The 14,699-nt window shown below is 67.6% G+C and carries 20 protein-coding genes; 11 read left to right on the forward strand and 9 right to left on the reverse strand.

The window, feature by feature from the left end; translation table 11 throughout:
• Nucleotides 1–41: 41 nt before the first annotated feature.
• The gene (locus KXD98_RS00285; RefSeq protein WP_260761332.1) at nt 42–1,307 is read left to right on the forward strand and encodes a glycosyltransferase; all 1,266 of its coding nucleotides are present in this window, start codon (nt 42–44) and stop codon (nt 1,305–1,307) included.
• A 3-nt stretch (nt 1,308–1,310) separates the two neighbouring features.
• Here the strand turns inward: KXD98_RS00285 and map are convergent, their stop codons facing one another.
• Complete coding sequence (map, locus tag KXD98_RS00290; RefSeq protein WP_260761333.1) at nt 1,311–2,084, reverse strand: type I methionyl aminopeptidase; 774 nt, start codon at nt 2,082–2,084, stop codon at nt 1,311–1,313.
• A gap of 85 nt (nt 2,085–2,169) precedes the next feature.
• Here map and KXD98_RS00295 point away from each other — a divergent pair, with 85 nt between their 5' ends.
• On the forward strand, nt 2,170–2,436 hold the full coding sequence (locus KXD98_RS00295; RefSeq protein WP_260761334.1) for a helix-turn-helix domain-containing protein: 267 nt from the start codon (nt 2,170–2,172) through the stop codon (nt 2,434–2,436).
• 6 nt (nt 2,437–2,442) lie between these two features.
• Here KXD98_RS00295 and KXD98_RS00300 read toward each other — a convergent pair whose 3' ends face one another.
• Nucleotides 2,443–3,963: a glycosyltransferase family 39 protein gene (locus tag KXD98_RS00300; protein ID WP_260761335.1), complete on the reverse strand. Its 1,521-nt coding sequence runs from the start codon at nt 3,961–3,963 to the stop codon at nt 2,443–2,445.
• A gap of 79 nt (nt 3,964–4,042) precedes the next feature.
• Between KXD98_RS00300 and KXD98_RS00305 the strand changes: the two genes are divergently transcribed.
• The gene (locus KXD98_RS00305) at nt 4,043–4,312 is read left to right on the forward strand and encodes a YdeI/OmpD-associated family protein (protein ID WP_260761336.1); all 270 of its coding nucleotides are present in this window, start codon (nt 4,043–4,045) and stop codon (nt 4,310–4,312) included.
• Here KXD98_RS00305 and KXD98_RS00310 read toward each other — a convergent pair.
• Nucleotides 4,309–4,728, reverse strand: coding sequence for a ChaB family protein (locus tag KXD98_RS00310; protein WP_260761337.1), 420 nt, complete (start codon nt 4,726–4,728; stop codon nt 4,309–4,311). The two genes, KXD98_RS00305 and KXD98_RS00310, sit on opposite strands and share 4 nt — an antisense overlap.
• Nucleotides 4,729–4,818: 90 nt before the next feature.
• On the reverse strand, nt 4,819–5,031 hold the full coding sequence (locus tag KXD98_RS00315; protein WP_260761338.1) for a DUF3072 domain-containing protein: 213 nt from the start codon (nt 5,029–5,031) through the stop codon (nt 4,819–4,821).
• A gap of 101 nt (nt 5,032–5,132) precedes the next feature.
• Here KXD98_RS00315 and KXD98_RS00320 point away from each other — a divergent pair, with 101 nt between their 5' ends.
• Nucleotides 5,133–5,630: a pyridoxamine 5'-phosphate oxidase family protein gene (locus KXD98_RS00320; RefSeq protein WP_260761339.1), complete on the forward strand. Its 498-nt coding sequence runs from the start codon at nt 5,133–5,135 to the stop codon at nt 5,628–5,630.
• Here KXD98_RS00320 and KXD98_RS00325 read toward each other — a convergent pair.
• Genes KXD98_RS00325 through KXD98_RS00340 form a run of 4 tightly spaced genes read right to left on the reverse strand, consistent with a single transcriptional unit; the run spans nt 5,627 to nt 7,577 of the window.
• Nucleotides 5,627–6,433: a thioesterase family protein gene (locus KXD98_RS00325; RefSeq protein ID WP_260761340.1), complete on the reverse strand. Its 807-nt coding sequence runs from the start codon at nt 6,431–6,433 to the stop codon at nt 5,627–5,629. The two genes, KXD98_RS00320 and KXD98_RS00325, sit on opposite strands and share 4 nt — an antisense overlap.
• A gap of 27 nt (nt 6,434–6,460) precedes the next feature.
• The gene (locus tag KXD98_RS00330) at nt 6,461–6,793 is read right to left on the reverse strand and encodes a GNAT family N-acetyltransferase (RefSeq protein WP_260761341.1); all 333 of its coding nucleotides are present in this window, start codon (nt 6,791–6,793) and stop codon (nt 6,461–6,463) included.
• Complete coding sequence (locus KXD98_RS00335; protein WP_260761342.1) at nt 6,793–7,095, reverse strand: GNAT family N-acetyltransferase; 303 nt, start codon at nt 7,093–7,095, stop codon at nt 6,793–6,795. Before KXD98_RS00335 ends, KXD98_RS00330 begins: the two co-directional genes overlap by 1 nt.
• A gap of 41 nt (nt 7,096–7,136) precedes the next feature.
• Nucleotides 7,137–7,577: a VOC family protein gene (locus tag KXD98_RS00340; RefSeq protein ID WP_396882162.1), complete on the reverse strand. Its 441-nt coding sequence runs from the start codon at nt 7,575–7,577 to the stop codon at nt 7,137–7,139.
• 171 nt (nt 7,578–7,748) lie between these two features.
• Here KXD98_RS00340 and KXD98_RS00345 point away from each other — a divergent pair, with 171 nt between their 5' ends.
• Nucleotides 7,749–8,018, forward strand: coding sequence for a DivIVA domain-containing protein (locus KXD98_RS00345; protein WP_260761343.1), 270 nt, complete (start codon nt 7,749–7,751; stop codon nt 8,016–8,018).
• Nucleotides 8,019–8,258: 240 nt separating this feature from the next.
• On the opposite strand, the gene KXD98_RS00350 is transcribed toward KXD98_RS00345, so the two are convergent.
• Complete coding sequence (locus KXD98_RS00350) at nt 8,259–8,552, reverse strand: WhiB family transcriptional regulator (RefSeq protein WP_260761344.1); 294 nt, start codon at nt 8,550–8,552, stop codon at nt 8,259–8,261.
• Nucleotides 8,553–8,920: 368 nt separating this feature from the next.
• Between KXD98_RS00350 and KXD98_RS00355 the strand changes: the two genes are divergently transcribed.
• The 6 genes from KXD98_RS00355 (at nt 8,921) to eccA (ending at nt 14,698) form a co-directional block, all read left to right on the forward strand.
• Nucleotides 8,921–9,649: a helix-turn-helix domain-containing protein gene (locus KXD98_RS00355; protein ID WP_260761345.1), complete on the forward strand. Its 729-nt coding sequence runs from the start codon at nt 8,921–8,923 to the stop codon at nt 9,647–9,649.
• Nucleotides 9,650–9,929: 280 nt separating this feature from the next.
• A complete protein-coding gene (locus KXD98_RS00360; RefSeq protein ID WP_260761346.1) occupies nt 9,930–11,222 on the forward strand; it encodes an EspA/EspE family type VII secretion system effector in 1,293 nt (430 codons plus the stop codon).
• 9 nt (nt 11,223–11,231) lie between these two features.
• On the forward strand, nt 11,232–11,567 hold the full coding sequence (locus tag KXD98_RS00365) for an ESX-1 secretion-associated protein (RefSeq protein ID WP_260761347.1): 336 nt from the start codon (nt 11,232–11,234) through the stop codon (nt 11,565–11,567).
• Nucleotides 11,564–12,427 (forward strand): ESX secretion-associated protein EspG, encoded by an 864-nt coding sequence (locus tag KXD98_RS00370; protein WP_260761348.1) that lies wholly within the window; start codon nt 11,564–11,566, stop codon nt 12,425–12,427. Before KXD98_RS00365 ends, KXD98_RS00370 begins: the two co-directional genes overlap by 4 nt.
• A gap of 76 nt (nt 12,428–12,503) precedes the next feature.
• A complete protein-coding gene (locus tag KXD98_RS00375) occupies nt 12,504–12,980 on the forward strand; it encodes a hypothetical protein (protein ID WP_260761349.1) in 477 nt (158 codons plus the stop codon).
• On the forward strand, nt 12,977–14,698 hold the full coding sequence (gene eccA / locus KXD98_RS00380; protein WP_260761350.1) for a type VII secretion AAA-ATPase EccA: 1,722 nt from the start codon (nt 12,977–12,979) through the stop codon (nt 14,696–14,698). The genes KXD98_RS00375 and eccA overlap by 4 nt, the downstream gene beginning before the upstream one ends.
• Nucleotide 14,699: the final 1 nt, after the last annotated feature.

Below are 14,699 nucleotides of genomic sequence, written 5' to 3' on the forward strand. Positions count from 1 at the left end.
CGCGAGAACCCGCCGACCACCGCGCCGGCAGGTCGGTGACGATGGCCGTCGTCCTGGCTTACATGTCTCCGGCTCTGGGGCACCTGTTTCCGTTCTGCGCGCTGCTCGGTGAGCTGGCGCGCCGAGGTCACGACATCCACGTCCGCACCCTGGCCTCGGGTGTGGCGCTGTGCCGAGAGCAGGGCTTCGACGCGCAACCGGTCGACCCGCTGATCGAGGGTCTGCAGACCCTCGACACCACCACCAACGTGTTGCGGTCCGCCCGCGAGACCGTGCAGGTGCTGACCCGGCGGGCCGAGCTGGAAATCGACGACTTCACCCAGGCAGTGACCGACGTCGACCCCGACGTGGTGGTCGTCGACGCGAACTGTTGGGGAGCGATGTCGGTGGCCGAGGCGCAGCGTCGCCCGTGGCTGGCGCTGTCGCCGTTCATTCCCTACCTGCGCTCGCCGGGTTCGCCACCATTCGGGGCTGGGGCCCGGCCGTGGTTCGGTCCCTGGGGAAAGATTCGCAACCTCGGCGTCGGCGCGGTGACCAGTCTGGTCTTCGACATCCCACTGCGCCGCGGAATGCGTCCGGTGCGCCGGGCACTGGGGCTGGCGCCGGTGCGTTCGGGCGACGAGCTGCTTCGGCGGGCCCCGAAGTTGTTGGTGGCCACAGCCAAACCCTTCGAGTATCCGCACACCGATTGGGGTGACACGGTCGAACTGATCGGGCCCGCCGGGTTCGATCCGCGCGACACCGCACCGGCGTGGCTGCACGAGATCGAGCAACCGATCGTGTTGGTCACGACCTCGTCGGTGGCCCAGGCCGATCATGACCTGATCCGCACCGCGATCGAAGCCCTCGAAGAGGAGCCGATCCACGTGGTGATCACCGCCCCGACGGCCGGCGGCGGTTCAGTGACGCGAGTCGCCGAGAACGTGACGCTGACCGGCTTCGTGCCGCACTCGGCGGTGCTGGAGAAAGCGGTATGCGTGATCACTCACGGCGGTCTCGGTATCACCCAGAAGGCCCTGGCACGTGGCATTCCGGTGTGCGCGGTCCCCTACGGGCGGGATCAGTTCGAAGTGGCACGCCGCGTCGAGGTCGCCGACGCGGGAACCCGGTTGCCCGCCGGTCGACTCACCGCGGCGCGGCTGCGTGACGCGGTGCTGGCCGCGATGACCAAAGGAGCCGGGGCGGCCGCGGTCGCCGACGGTTTCGCCGCTTCCGGCGGGGTGGCGCTCGGTGCCGACCTGGTCGAAGAGCAGATGGCGGAGTCGGTTCCGAGCCGGGACCCGGTCGCCTGGCCGGCCGGGGCGTAGCGCCTACGACGTCGTCGATGCGGTCAGCACCAGGGGCTCGCCGGTGGTGACGGCGATGGTGTGCTCGCTGTGTGCGGTTCGCGAACCGTCGGCGGACCGGATGGTCCACCCATCGGGGTCGTAGATGATCCGGTCGGTGCCGCGGGCGAACCAGGGCTCGAGCGCCAGCGTCAGCCCCGGTCGTAGTTTCAGGCCGCGGCCCGGCCGGCCGACGTTGGGGACGTGTGGATCCTCGTGCATGGTGCGGCCGAGGCCGTGCCCACCGAACTCGGTGTTCACCGGCAGGCCGTAGTCGGCGGCGACGGCACCGATCGCCGCGCAGATGTCGCCCAGCCGATGGCCCGGCCGTGCCGCAGCGATGCCGGCGGCCAGCGCCCGCTCGGTCGCCTCGATCAGATACTGGTCCTCGTGGTCCGGGGTGCCGACGATGAAGCTGCGCGCCGAGTCGGCCACCCAGCCGTCGATCGACACGGCCATGTCCATGCTCAGCAGGTCGCCATCACGCAATGGATAGTCATGCGGTAATCCGTGCAGCACAGCGTCATTGACCGACAGACAGATGACGTTGCGGAATGGGCCGCGGCCGAACGAGGGCGCGTAATCCCAGTAGCAGGACTGGGCGCCGCGCGCTGTGACCATCTCGCGGGCGCGGTGCTCGAGATCGAGGAGGTTCACCCCGACACGTGCCCGCCCCTGCAGGTCATCGAGCACCGCGGCGACGAACGCACCCGTGGTGCGCATGGCGGCGATCTCTGCGGGTGTCTTCAACTCCACCACGGAAACCTCCTGATTGACCGGTATAGAAATACCAGGCTAGCCGATGATGCGGTATTTTCATACCGAGCCGGGTAGTCTGGCGGGCATGGTCCGATCCCCGCTGACGCCACAACAGCGTGCTGCCGGAAAGCGGCTGGGTGCCCACCTGCGGGCGGCCCGCGGGGAACGCACCCTCGCCGACGTCGCGCAAGCCGCCTCGATCTCACCGGAGACATTGCGCAAGATCGAGACCGGACGTCTTGCGACACCGGCGTTCACGACGGTCGCGGCGCTGGCTGCGGCCCTCGACATCACACTGGACGATCTCGGCCGCGTCTGCCGGTCCGACGTGAGCTTGCAGCAGACCGGATAGGCGGGCTCACTCCCGCTCCGACCGGATCACCTCGCTCTGGTTGAACAGCCAGCGCTGCACGGGTGCCCAGCCGGCAACCTCGGGAAAGTCGTCGGCTGCTTCGCCCACGGCCCAGACCGCCGCGCAGCCCCGCGTGGCAGCGGCAGTCACGTCGCGCCGCGCACTGAACAGCGAATCATCCTGCAGCTCACTGCGTTCCACGCTGATGTCACGCAGAGTGTCGCGGTGCACCAGCCGCGCGCCCTGCACCGCGTGCGCTGCCGACGGCGTCGAATCGACCACCACGAACAAGCACTCGCCGGGGGAGCCGCGACTGGCCAGCAGCGCCGCGACCTCGCTGTAGTCCGAGCCGAACTTCGCGTAGGCGGTCCGCTGGGCAAGGTAATTGGGCATCGCGGCGACACCGATCACCAGCAGCGCCAGCATGATTCGCCGAGATGTGCCCGCCGCGACCACGACGCAGAGCCCGGCCAGCAGCGCCAGCGCCGGGGTGGTGAAGGACAGGTAGTGCGGCTGATACAACGGATCGACGAGAAGCGAGTAGGTGATCAGCGCGGCCGTCGGCACCAGAATCCACACCCCGCAACCCCACAGCAGGACCCGTGCGCTGCCGACACGTCCGGCCACGTCTCGCCGGCGCAGCACCGCGACGACCGCCAACCCGACCAGGACGATGATCATGGGCGCGACCCGCGCCCATCCCTGCATCGCCACCCCCAACTGCTCGGCGGTGAGCTCCTGCTGATCCGGCCCGACCACGCGCAGTCCGTCGGAGTACACCGACGGGAAGTACTGCTCGCCGAAGAACTGACCCAACGTGACGGTGCTGATCGGCCAAACCCAACCGATCTGGCCCCGCTGGGCGAACACCGCCGTCGCGAACGGCAGGACCGCCACAGCCGCGGCGGTCGTCGTCACCGCCCACGTCAGTACCACCCGCCGGGCCGCCGCACCGGCAACCAACATCGCGCCGTGGGCGAGGATCACCAGCGGCACAAGGATGTTGACCACCGCCGACACGACGAGCAGAGCGCCGTAGCCCAGCCACCACCACCGCCGTCGGTGTCGCGCGGCAGCGACGAACACGACGGTCAGCCACACCGCACACACCATCGTCAGCGCGTACGGGCGGGCTTCGATGCCGGCCAGCGTGACACGCGGCAACACGGCGAACACCAACCCGGCAGCCAGGCCGACGCTGCGGGTGCTCAGCTGGGTTCCCAGCACCACCACCCCGGCCGCGGCCAATCCGACGAACACCGCGCTGGGCAGCCGCATCCAAAACTCGGTCACCGGGAAGACCGTCAGCCAGCCGTGCATCAGCAGGTAGTACGCACCGTGGACCAGGTCCACGTTGCCCAGTAGCGCCCACAGCGCACCGAGGGACCGGGTAGACGCCGACACCGTGGCCGCTTCGTCCACCCACAGTGACGGGCGGCCCCCGCCGAGCGCACTGATCACGGCCGCGAACACCCCGACCAGCACGGCAGCGCCACCGGAGCCGGACCGGTTCGCTATCGCAAGCACACGACCCCGACCTGCATGCCGAGCCATGTTGCCACTCATGCTGGGTGCCAAACCGCAGGGGCCGCGTTACTCTCGGCGCGTGAGCAGCCAACAGGTCCTCGGCGGGGTGGTCCACGAACTGCCACCCGACCTGGCCACCGCGCTGGCCGACAACGCCACCGCGCTGGCCGCCTGGAACGACATCACACCGCTGGCCCGCAACGAATTCATCTGCTGGGTCGAAGACGCCAAGCAACTCAAGACCCGGGAACGCCGAATCCGGCGCACCCAGGAAGAGCTCGAAGAAGGTAAGCGTCGGCCCTGCTGCTGGCCCGGCTGCAAGCACCGGGAACGGACCGGCAAACCCTAGCGGTTGCGCTGCGTTTCGCGCCGATTGGCTTTCTCGATCTCGGCGACCAGCTCGTCCTTGTTCATCGTCGAGCGGCCCGAGATGTCGAGTCGGCGCGCGACGTCGAGCAGGTGCTTCTTGGTGGCGTTGGCGTTGACGCCCTCGTGGCTCTCGCCGCGGGGATTGGGCCCGCCGCTCTCGGCGCGCTCGTCGGAGGGGCCACGCTGGTCCTTCTCCTCCCAGTGGTCGCCGACCTTCTCGTAGCTGTGCTTGAGCGCGCTGTAGGCGACCCGGTGGGCCCGTTCGTCGTCGTCGTACTGCTCGACGGCCGCATCGTGCGCCTTAGCGAACGTCCGCTGCGCTTTGTCGTCGGATTTCTGCAGGGTGCTGGGTAATTCGCTCTGCTTGGGTTTTCCGGACTTCGTGGTCTTGGGCATGATCTCTCCTTACCCTTCTCCGCCGAGCAGACGCGTAAACCCCTCAAAGTGGCCCATATTGGGGGCCTACGCGTCTGCTCGGCGGAGAAGTTACGCGCCCCGGCCGGTCTGCTGCTGCAACGTATCGATCAGTTCGGAGGCCTGGGCCTTGGTCAGGTTTTCGTCCACCTCGGTGCCGGCCTCCTGGGCCAGCGTCTGCAGATAGCTGCGTTGCGGTCCGGTCATCGGTTCCTCACCGGTCACCCACTGCGACGGGTCCTTCTCGGCGTTCTCGTTGGGGGCCTGCTCGATGTTGTCAGTCATGGTTTCCGTTCACCTCCGCAGCGGGTGTAGCCATCGCACACGCGTTCGAAACCTGGTGGTGGTCTGTCGCTGCGGCGGCTCACCTGAAACCATGCTTGATCGTGGGCAGAAACGAACGCGCGAAGATCGTCATGACCGACGGCGAGATCGCCGAATTCCTCGAACGAAGCCGGACGGCGACCATGGCCACCCTCTTGCCGAACGGCCGACCGCACCTGGTGGCCATGTGGTACGCGGTGATCGACGGGGAGATCTGGTTCGAGACGAAGGCGAAGTCGCAGAAGGCGGTCAACCTGCGCCGCGACCCGACCGTGACGGTGATGGTCGAGGACGGCCTGACCTACGACACCCTGCGCGGGGTGTCGGTGGACGGGACTGCAGAGATTTACGACGACCCAGAGACCAATCTGCGGATCGGGATCAGCATCTGGGAGCGCTACACCGGTCCTTACACCGACGACGTGAAACCGTTTGTCGACCAGATGATGAACAACCGCATCTGCGTGCGGGTGGTGCCGTCGCGGATGCGCAGCTGGGATCACCGCAAGCTGGGCATGCAGGCGATGCCGCTGTCGGGCAGCACAGCGCAGTACCTCTAGCCGATACCACCGGCCGGGGTGAAGCCCGGGTTGGCCAATGCGGTGGCGGTGGCGGTACCGATCGGTCCGTCGGTGTCGACGAGCACCGCGGTCCCGGTAGCGACGCCGTCGTCGCTGTGATGGGTCAGGGCGGCCAGTCCCAGGTACTCGCTGCGCGGCAGCCGGCTCAACGTCAGTGTGTAGTCGGCGTTGATGAACGGCAGTCCGTCGGCCCCGAAGTGGGTCAGCGAGCTGGCCATGTCGCCGGCCATCGCGGCGCGGGTGAACGGCGTCAATTCCACGCCGTCGACCAGCGGAACCAGGTCGCGGACCCACATGTACTTGGGCCCGGCGTGTGCCCACCCACCCAGGCCGCGGCTCGGCCGATCGCCGTCGTTGCCGAACGTCCACACCAGTGTGGTGACGTCGGCCTCGATCGGGTCGGGGTCGGGAGGCAGCGGGGGCATGGTGATCGGAGTGGTCCACCGATCGCCGGACGGCTGCTCGCCGCGGCGCAGGTACAGCGCGCCGGCCCGGGCGACTTCGACGCCGTTCTGGGTCATCGACGCGTCGAGCAGGTGCAGTCTCCGACCGGAACGGCGCACCGAGGTCTGCAGCTGCACGGGCGCCATGGCCACCGGCCGGAGCAGGTCGACGGTCAACCGGGCCGGGTGCAGCTCGGTGTCGGTGACCGCGTTGTCCACTGCATAGCCGAGAAGTCCGCCGGCGTAGTTGCCGCTGACCATCTGCCCCCAGGGACCACGTGCCCACGAGGTGGGGACGAAATCCTCACCGTCGACGTCGAAGAATGCCCGGCTGCTCATCGCCGATGACGATAGCGGGCGGTGTGTTCAGCGCCGCGCGAGCAGTCGTTTCACGTCGGTGGTCACCGGGTCGGTGATGTCGGCGAACTCGGGATGTTTGTCGATGAACGCCGCCACCATCGGACACACCGGAACGATCCGCAGACCGGCGTCGCGGGTCTGTTCGAGTGCCTCCCGCACGAGAATGGTGCCCAGTCCGCGGCCGCTGAACTGGTCATCAACCTCGGTATGCGGGAAGATGCGCTGCCCGTCGTGGTCGACGATCTGGGTGAACCCGGCCTGCTGACCGGCGACGGAGATGGTGAAGCGGTCGGCTTCGGCGTTCACCTCGGTGGGTGCGCCGGTCTTGTCGGTGGCCATCACGCCTTCCTTTGCACCAGGCCCGCGAATTCGGGGTTCTTGTCGATGAACTCGGCCACCATCCAGCATTGAGGGAGGACCTGCAACCCGGCTTCGCGGGTGGCCTCCAAGGCCTCGCGGACCAGGATCGTCGCCAGACCGCGGCCCTGATAGGTCGGGTCGACCTCGGTGTGCGGGAAGACGCGGGTGCCGTCTCGGTCGTGGAAGTCGGCGAAGCCAACCGTGCGGCCCTCGACGGCGATGCTGAACCGGTCGGAGTCTGCGGTCACCACGGTCGGGGCGCCTGTTCTGTCGGTGCTCATCTGTCCTCTATACCCGCGACGCGAAAGCGAACACAGCTCGGCTACAGCACCACCGGTCTCGGTGCGAGAACGACGCGCCAGCCGTCGGGGTCTTCGAAGGTGAGCGCGCCGGTCCGCTCCCAGTAGGGGTTGTCGGCGTCGACCGGTTCATGGCCCCGTTCGGCGAGGCGGGCGACAGTGTCGTACATCGCCGACTCGACCTCGAAGTACAGGACGAGCAGATTCTCTCTCGACGGCGCTGGGCAGGGGCTGCCGGCGTGGCTACTGGTGAACTCCAGGTGATGGCGGCCACCGGGTAAGCCGAGCATGACGCCGTCGAAACCGTCGTGATCGGCGAATCGGTACAGCACCGGCAGCCCCAGATGGCCGGCGTAAAACTCTTCGACCTCGGCGAGCTTGTCGGTCGGTCGCGCGACACGCACTTGGGCGACGCGTAACGCGGCGGGCCAAGAATCTTCGAGGATCGGTGTCGTTGCTGTCACGGGAACTCCTGACGACGTTGAGCGCCAACATGGTTCGCAGGTCGACCGAGGTGGCCGAGACCTGCGCCGTCGACCGTAGAACCTCAACCATCATTGAGGTCAAGCGGCACAGGTGTGACAGACCCATCCCGTGCGGCACTCAGCCGAGCGTCGACGGGTTAAGGTCGCGCCATGGGTGAGGGTGGTTTGACGGCCGAGGATCTGCGCAACGTGACGTTCGACAAGCCGCCGTGGGGGCAGCGCGGCTACAGCGAGAAGTCCGTCGACGACTTCCTGGCACTGGCCGCCCGACGACTGGACGGGCGCGGCCACCTGTCATCTGATGACGTGCGCCACGTCGCGTTCAACAAGCCCCGCATCGGCAAGCGCGGCTACAACACCGCCCAGGTCGACGAGTTGCTGGAGCGGGTCGCCGCGGCGATCGACGCGCTCGACGCCTGAGGCAGGGATTAAAGAACGCGGTACGTGCCCACACGCGCGCGGCGCGCTGTGGGTGGGGGACATTTGGGGACGGTGCCGCCTGCGCCTCTCGGCGGATGGTCGCTCGAAGCGACTGATGTGGATGGGGCCCGGGGCATGCCCGGCACCGTCGGGAGATGTAACTGGTGCGGAGGTGTGGGTATTCCCCTGGGGCGCCCGTCCGCCGCCGACCCCCCGCGCTCGGCGGCGGACGGGACAGCGTTAGGCGGTCTCGGCGTAATACACGCGACGGGGCCGCACCGGGTAGCCGTGCTGTTCGGCCAGCGACTTGAGTTGGCGCAGTGCGAAGGTGCGCCCGCGGCCGGCCTCTGGGACGTAGATGCCGGCCCACAGGCCTTCGGCCCGCGGTGACTCACACGCTTCGCGCGCGCACAGCCACCGTCGCGGGCAGGACCGGCAGATGGCCTTGGCCTCGTCGTCGGCGGTGGTGGTCCACCGCTCGGGGTCTGCGGTGCACGCGCCCACCGGTGTCTCGTCAATCGGCGTTGCGTTCATCGTGTCGCTCCTCTGTGCGTGACGGCTGGATGCCGTGATGCCGCAGAAACTATCCGACAAACCGTAGCGATGCAACAGTTACTGCTACAGGTTGATCGGCGGCGGTGGTGCAGCGACTCGGTCGTGGACCCGCCGGGGACGCGTCGACCTGCTAGATGACCTGCGGACATGCCGGGGATCACGCCAACGGTTCGGTGGGCCGCGGCTGAGCGCAAACACCGCAGCATTGATGCAGTTTCTGCCGCCGCAACGGTGTAACTTTGATCTCGAAGCCCGGCGGTCGAAGTCGTAGCGGTCAGACCGTTGCGGATGACGGCGGCGACCGGCCGAGCGCAATGATTCGAGCAAGTACGAGGTACCCGGGCCACATGACGAACGCGGAGTCGATCGACGGATCGGCCGGCGCACCGGATCCCGGGATGCTGCGCGCAGGCGCCGCTGCCGCGGCTCGTCGACGCGAACTCGATATCAGTCAGCGTCGGTTGGCCGCCGAGGGAATCATCAACGCCGGCGCACTGATTGCGTTCGAGAAAGGCCGTAGTTGGCCTCGGCAGAGAACCCGGGCGAAACTCGAAGACATTCTGCGATGGCCGCCCGGAACCATCGAGCGACTGCGACGCGGAGAGCCGGCGCGGCCCACGCCGCAATCGGCGGGGCCCAGGGGCGACGAAATTCCGTTGATCGCCCAGGCGGTCATCACAGCGGCCAGCACGCTGCGGACGTCGATGGCAGCGCTGCCCGGTGTCGATGACGAGGCTTTCACGCCGCGGGCGACGTCATTGCTGGCAGATCTGCGGCAGCTCGAGGCAGTCGCATCCCGCGCCGCGCGCATCGGGCAGGTCACCCCGTCATTGATCAAAGCCCTCAGTACCGTGCGCAGCCTGTACGACGAGCTCACGCTGCTCGCTGCCGGGGCCCCGCACGCGACATTGGGTCAGCGGCTCTATGCCGTCCGCCGCGGTGCCAATCTCACGATCGCCGAAACCGCCCAGGCGGCCGGGGTTTCGGAGGATGCGGTGCGCAATGTCGAGTCCGAGGAGACGGTGTCACCTGCTGATGTCATCGCCATCGAAGCGCTGGTCGAGCAGATCGCTTGAACATTCAGCAAACTACTCGAAGCGATCCGTAGGTCCTGCGGGTTGCGGTCGTGCGCATTCGGTCGAGGGTCGTACGGGTGGCGCTTGCGGCATCACCCCTCTCGTGTCCCTGGACCGCAGTACCTCTGCGGCCGGACTCTTCGGTAGCTGCATGACCTGCTGTTAAGGGTGTGCCGCAGTCTCCAATTCCGCGGCAGGTGGTTGCGAATTCGTATACCGAATTGGTGTCGGAAAGGGTTGCGCAGCGCTGGTACTGTGCTCCAGGGAAGGGGGTGAACGGGTGGATCTCAGCGACCTTTACGGTCTGTCGGGCAAATCATTGCCCCACGCCGATACAACGTCTGCGCGGGTCGCGCATCGGCGGCCCACCGACATTGCAGCACTCAAGAACGCGGTGGGATCGCCGATCCTCGACGCCGGACAGCTCGTCATCTCCGGGATGCGACTGACCACCGGATGGGGCGACCCGGAGGACGGCGACGTGTTCGAGCGGGCCGCCACGCGGTTCGACGCCGCCGCAGCGACGTTGGCGACCGCGCACCCGACCGCGGACTGGGAAGGAGCCGGCTCGCAGGCTTATGCCGTGGCCAACCATCAGCAGGCCGGCCGGACCGACGCGATCGCCGTACTGGACCGAGGCGTGCACCGGGTGGTCTCCCGTCAGGCGCGTCAGGTGGCGATCCATCGCGACAACCTCGACGAGCAGTCGAACTTCCTGGCTGACTTGAGCTACACCACCTGGGCTCTGGCCTTGATCCCCGGCGTCGGCAAGGCCGCGAAAGCGACGGTGGAACTGGCCGCGGTGGCCACGGCGCTGCAGATGAGCGGCCAAGAGTTGCACCTGCTGTCCCAAGAGGTATCCGAGAATGCGGCCGAACTGAACCAGCTGGCGACGCAGTACACGACGTTGACGGTGCCTGAGAGCCCACCGCTGCTCGACCGGGACCTACGCGCCGACGACGACGTGCAGGACGACACCCCCACCGGCACCGAGGATCCGTCACCTCCGGATACCGCACCCGTGGACGACCCAGACACGGTCGCACCCCTGGGCGCAGCCGGCGGTCCTTCCCGTGCGGCCTCACCTGGTGCGCCACCGGTAGTGGCCATGCCTGCACCGGCGGTAGCGGGCCATGGTGCTCCCGCCGGCTCCCAGCCTCCTGCCGCGATGCCATCCGCCCAACGTTCCGATCCGTTATCCGGGATGACGTCGGCTTTCGGCGCCATCGGTGGAGTCGTCGGCGCCATCGTGGCTCCGCTCACGGCCGCGGTCGCCGGTGCGGCCGGCGCGGCTGGCCAAGCACTTTCGGCACTGACAGATGCCGGACCCGACATCCCCGAGGAAGACAAGGATGCGCCCGCCACCGAGACGATCGATGCCGCCACGACGGCTGCGGAGGACGAGCCGCTCACCGGCGACAGCACCGAGGCGGTGAGCTCAGTCGACTCCGAAAGTGCCACGGGCCCCCCGCCTTCTACGTCGGCGCCGGTAGAAGCCGTGCCGGCGCCCGCAGAGGCCGAGGATCGCCGCGCTCCTGCGGCTCCGCCTGCCGCGACTCGGCCCCCGCAGTGAGGAACAGCTATGCATGACGAAGCGCTACGTGTCGCGACCGCTCATCTGCGTGAGCTGGCCGCCAAGCAGGGGCAGGCAGCTGTCGAACTCGTCTCCGCGGCTGAACTGGTGAGTGGCGTGGACAGCCGAATCCGGGTATCGCACGGCGTCATCGCGTTGTCGTGCGCGAGCGCCGTGGAGACCGTAGAGCGTACGCGGCGCACAGCCGCGCGCGGTATCGCGCAACGATCCTCCACGCTGTCCAGCGCGCTGGTCGGGGCCGCTGAGCGCTACCAGGCCACGGACGACGTGTCGGGGTCTGCATTGGACAGGCAGGTGGTGCCGCAGTCACGGAGGCCCCGATGACGGCCGGACCATTCCTGGGCGACGGCGAACCCACCCACTATGACGACGTCGTCGGTGTCGAGCTCACCATCGACGGCATCCAGTTGATCGCCGACCTGCTGCATCTCGTCGATTTTCCGCTGGCGCTGGCCATTCGGCCGAACATCCCCTACGAGGAGCAACGCGCAATCGTGCGGGAGCACGTGACACGGGACTTGACCGCGCAGGGCGTCTTGACAGCATTCGGCGACCCACATCCGGAGGTCGCGGCGATGGTCGATGTGCTGAGCCGGCCCGACCGGACCCTCGACTGCCGGTGGTGGCGGCGCGATGTCGGTGGCAAAATGGTGCGCTTCGTGGTTTGCCGCAAGGGGGAGCGTCATGTCGTCGCCGCGCGCGATGAGGACATGTTGGTGCTGCAGCGCGTCGCACCGCAGATCGGACTGGCCGCCATGGTGAACGTCGTGATCGGGGATGCGCCGGCGGCCGACGTCGAGCCGCTGACCGGCCTGGCCCATCGACTGTCTGGTGTGCGCTCTGCCGACCAACTCGCCAGCTACGGGCAGCCACCTTCGTCAGCGAAGATCTATGCCGAGGCGACGGCGACGCCTACCAGCTGGGTCGAGATCACCGCCAACGAGCGGCATCCGGGCGGTACCTACTCGCCTGCTGGTGTGGGCGCTGGTGTGCTGGATTCGGCGCACGGACGAATCGTCTCCCTGCCCAGACGAGTCAACGGCGAGCTCTACGGCAGCTTCCTGCCCGGCACCCCGGAGAACCTGCAGCGCGCCCTCGACAGTCTCGTGGAATTCCTGCCGTCGGCGGAATGGTCCGACCACACAGCTGCCGGCGACTGCGCGTCTGCGAACCTTCCCCACTGACAAGAGAGGCGAGACAACGGTGCCCAACCCGCCCGGCAACCCTGGCGGTCCCCCCACGGAGGGGGGCGGCGAGGACATGGCTGCGCTGGATTTCAGCGCGACCGACGATGCCGTGGACGACATCGATCTCGGGCTTGTGCTCGGCAACTACAACCCCCGCGAGGTCGAGGATGCCGATACCGCGCTCACGATCGAGGGCGGCCGCAGGCACGACGAGGACGCCCCGGCGACGTTCACTGTGACCAACCCGCCAGGGACCGTGTCGGTGACCACCTTCATCGACGGTCGCGTTCACCAGATCGACCTGTCACCGAACGTGGTATCGATGACCGAGCGCGGACTGGCTGACGAAATCGTGGTGATCGCGGGGCTGGCGACCCAGGACGCCCGTTCCGCGCAGTACATCTTCATGTTGGAAGGCATGCGGGAACAAGGGCATGACAACGCCGCCACCCGGGACTTCCTCAGCCGCGATCTGGATCTGCCCACCCCGGAACAGGCGCAGGCGGCCCGCGCCGAACTGTTCATGACTCGATATGCAGGTGAGGAATGACCGAGCATCTGGCAAGTCTGTTCGGCACCGCGGTGGGCATGTTGCCGACCGCGCCGCAGCGATCGCTGGAACTGTTCACCGAGATCACCGATATCGACGAGTCCGCCTGTGACGCATGGGTGGGCCGTATCCGATGCGGGGACACCGACCGGGTCACGATGTTCCGCGCCTGGTACTCCCGCAACAACTTCGGCCAACTCGCCGGCGCCGCGGAGTCGCCGATCATCGGCCTGGGTGCCCGCGTACCGATTGGTGGGATGTACGGCGACATCACCTATCCGGTCAACTCGCCGTTGGCCATCACTATGGGGTTCGCGGTCAAGGAAGCCGAGGTCGCCAACTACACCGACGCGCTGGAGGCGCTCGAGGCGATCCCATCAGCCGGCGCAGAACACCTGATCTCCTGGGGCAGGGCGGTGGTATACGGCGCCGCTCAGCGCTGGACCGATGTGATCGACGAGGTGCGGGGGGCCAACTCGTGGCCGGACCCGTTTCTGGCGGCCGCCGCCGGGGTTGCCCATGGCGTCGCCGCAGCCAATCTCGGTCTGTTCACCGAGGCCGAACGTCGCCTCGTCGAGTCGAATTCGTCGCCGGCTGCGGAAGCGTGCGCTCGGGCGATCGCGTGGTACCTGGCGATGACGCGGCGTGGCCTGGGCAACGAAGATGCGGCGGTGGCTTTGCTTGAGTGGTTACAGGCGACCCACCCGACTCCGCAGGTCACTGCTGCTCTGCGGGATCCGAACGTACGGCTGCACACCACCACCGCTGAACAGATCGCCTCGCGTCGCGACGTCTGGGACCCCGACAGCGTCGAGGCGGATACATCGGGCCGGGACACGCTGCTCGCCGACGCTCAGTCCGAACTCGACCGGCAGATCGGATTGACGCGGGTCAAGGAGCAGGTCGAGCGATACCGCGCTGCCACCCAGATGGCCAAAGTCCGTGCGGCGCGGGGTATGAAGGTCGCGCAGGCGTCCAAGCACATGATCTTCACCGGGCCGCCGGGCACGGGCAAGACGACCATCGCCCGAGTGGTGGCCAACATCCTCGCGGGGCTGGGCGTCATCTCCGAACCAAAGCTGGTAGAGGCCTCTCGTAAGGACTTCGTCGCGGAATACGAAGGCCAGTCAGCGGTCAAGACTGCGCGCACCATCGACCGTGCGATGGGTGGAGTGCTGTTCATCGATGAGGCCTACACGCTGGTGCAGGAGCGCGACGGGCGGGCTGACCCGTTCGGCACCGAAGCCCTCGACACCCTGCTGGCGCGGATGGAAAACGACCGCGACCGACTGGTGGTGATCATCGCCGGCTACAGCGGGGATATCGACCGCCTACTGGAAAGCAATGACGGACTGCGCTCTCGGTTCGCCACCCGCATCGAATTCGACTCATACTCACCGGAAGAAATCGTCGACATAGCCAAAGTCATTGCTGCTAGTCATGATTCGTCGATCAGCGAGGAGGCGGCCAAACATGTGTTGGAGGCTGCGACGTTGTTGAGCTCCAGCGCGGTCAACGGCAAGCCCGCCCTGGACGTGGCCGGGAATGGCCGCTACGCCCGCCAACTGGTCGAAGCCGGCGAGCAGATCCGCGATATGCGCTTGGCCCGCTCGCTGGACATCGACGCGCTCGACGACGACCAGCTCAGCGAGATCAACAGTGACGACATGGCCGCGGCGATCGAGTCGGTGCACGCCCGACTCAGCATCGGCGGGTAAC

Origin of the sequence: Mycobacterium sp. SMC-4 (genome assembly GCF_025263265.1) — a bacterium.
Lineage (GTDB): Bacteria > Actinomycetota > Actinomycetes > Mycobacteriales > Mycobacteriaceae > Mycobacterium.

Excerpts from the sequence above, each read along its gene's own strand:
- KXD98_RS00285 (WP_260761332.1), top strand. The coding sequence starts at position 42 with ATGGCCGTCGTCCTGGCTTACATGTCTCCGGCTCTGGGGCACCTGTTT.
- KXD98_RS00295 (WP_260761334.1), top strand. The coding sequence starts at position 2,170 with ATGGTCCGATCCCCGCTGACGCCACAACAGCGTGCTGCCGGAAAGCGG.
- KXD98_RS00310 (WP_260761337.1), bottom strand. The coding sequence starts at position 4,728 with ATGCCCAAGACCACGAAGTCCGGAAAACCCAAGCAGAGCGAATTACCC.
- KXD98_RS00315 (WP_260761338.1), bottom strand. The coding sequence starts at position 5,031 with ATGACTGACAACATCGAGCAGGCCCCCAACGAGAACGCCGAGAAGGAC.
- KXD98_RS00325 (WP_260761340.1), bottom strand. The coding sequence starts at position 6,433 with ATGAGCAGCCGGGCATTCTTCGACGTCGACGGTGAGGATTTCGTCCCC.
- KXD98_RS00330 (WP_260761341.1), bottom strand. The coding sequence starts at position 6,793 with ATGGCCACCGACAAGACCGGCGCACCCACCGAGGTGAACGCCGAAGCC.
- KXD98_RS00335 (WP_260761342.1), bottom strand. The coding sequence starts at position 7,095 with ATGAGCACCGACAGAACAGGCGCCCCGACCGTGGTGACCGCAGACTCC.
- KXD98_RS00345 (WP_260761343.1), top strand. The coding sequence starts at position 7,749 with ATGGGTGAGGGTGGTTTGACGGCCGAGGATCTGCGCAACGTGACGTTC.
- KXD98_RS00350 (WP_260761344.1), bottom strand. The coding sequence starts at position 8,552 with ATGAACGCAACGCCGATTGACGAGACACCGGTGGGCGCGTGCACCGCA.
- KXD98_RS00355 (WP_260761345.1), top strand. The coding sequence starts at position 8,921 with ATGACGAACGCGGAGTCGATCGACGGATCGGCCGGCGCACCGGATCCC.
- KXD98_RS00365 (WP_260761347.1), top strand. The coding sequence starts at position 11,232 with ATGCATGACGAAGCGCTACGTGTCGCGACCGCTCATCTGCGTGAGCTG.
- KXD98_RS00370 (WP_260761348.1), top strand. The coding sequence starts at position 11,564 with ATGACGGCCGGACCATTCCTGGGCGACGGCGAACCCACCCACTATGAC.
- KXD98_RS00375 (WP_260761349.1), top strand. The coding sequence starts at position 12,504 with ATGGCTGCGCTGGATTTCAGCGCGACCGACGATGCCGTGGACGACATC.
- eccA (WP_260761350.1), top strand. The coding sequence starts at position 12,977 with ATGACCGAGCATCTGGCAAGTCTGTTCGGCACCGCGGTGGGCATGTTG.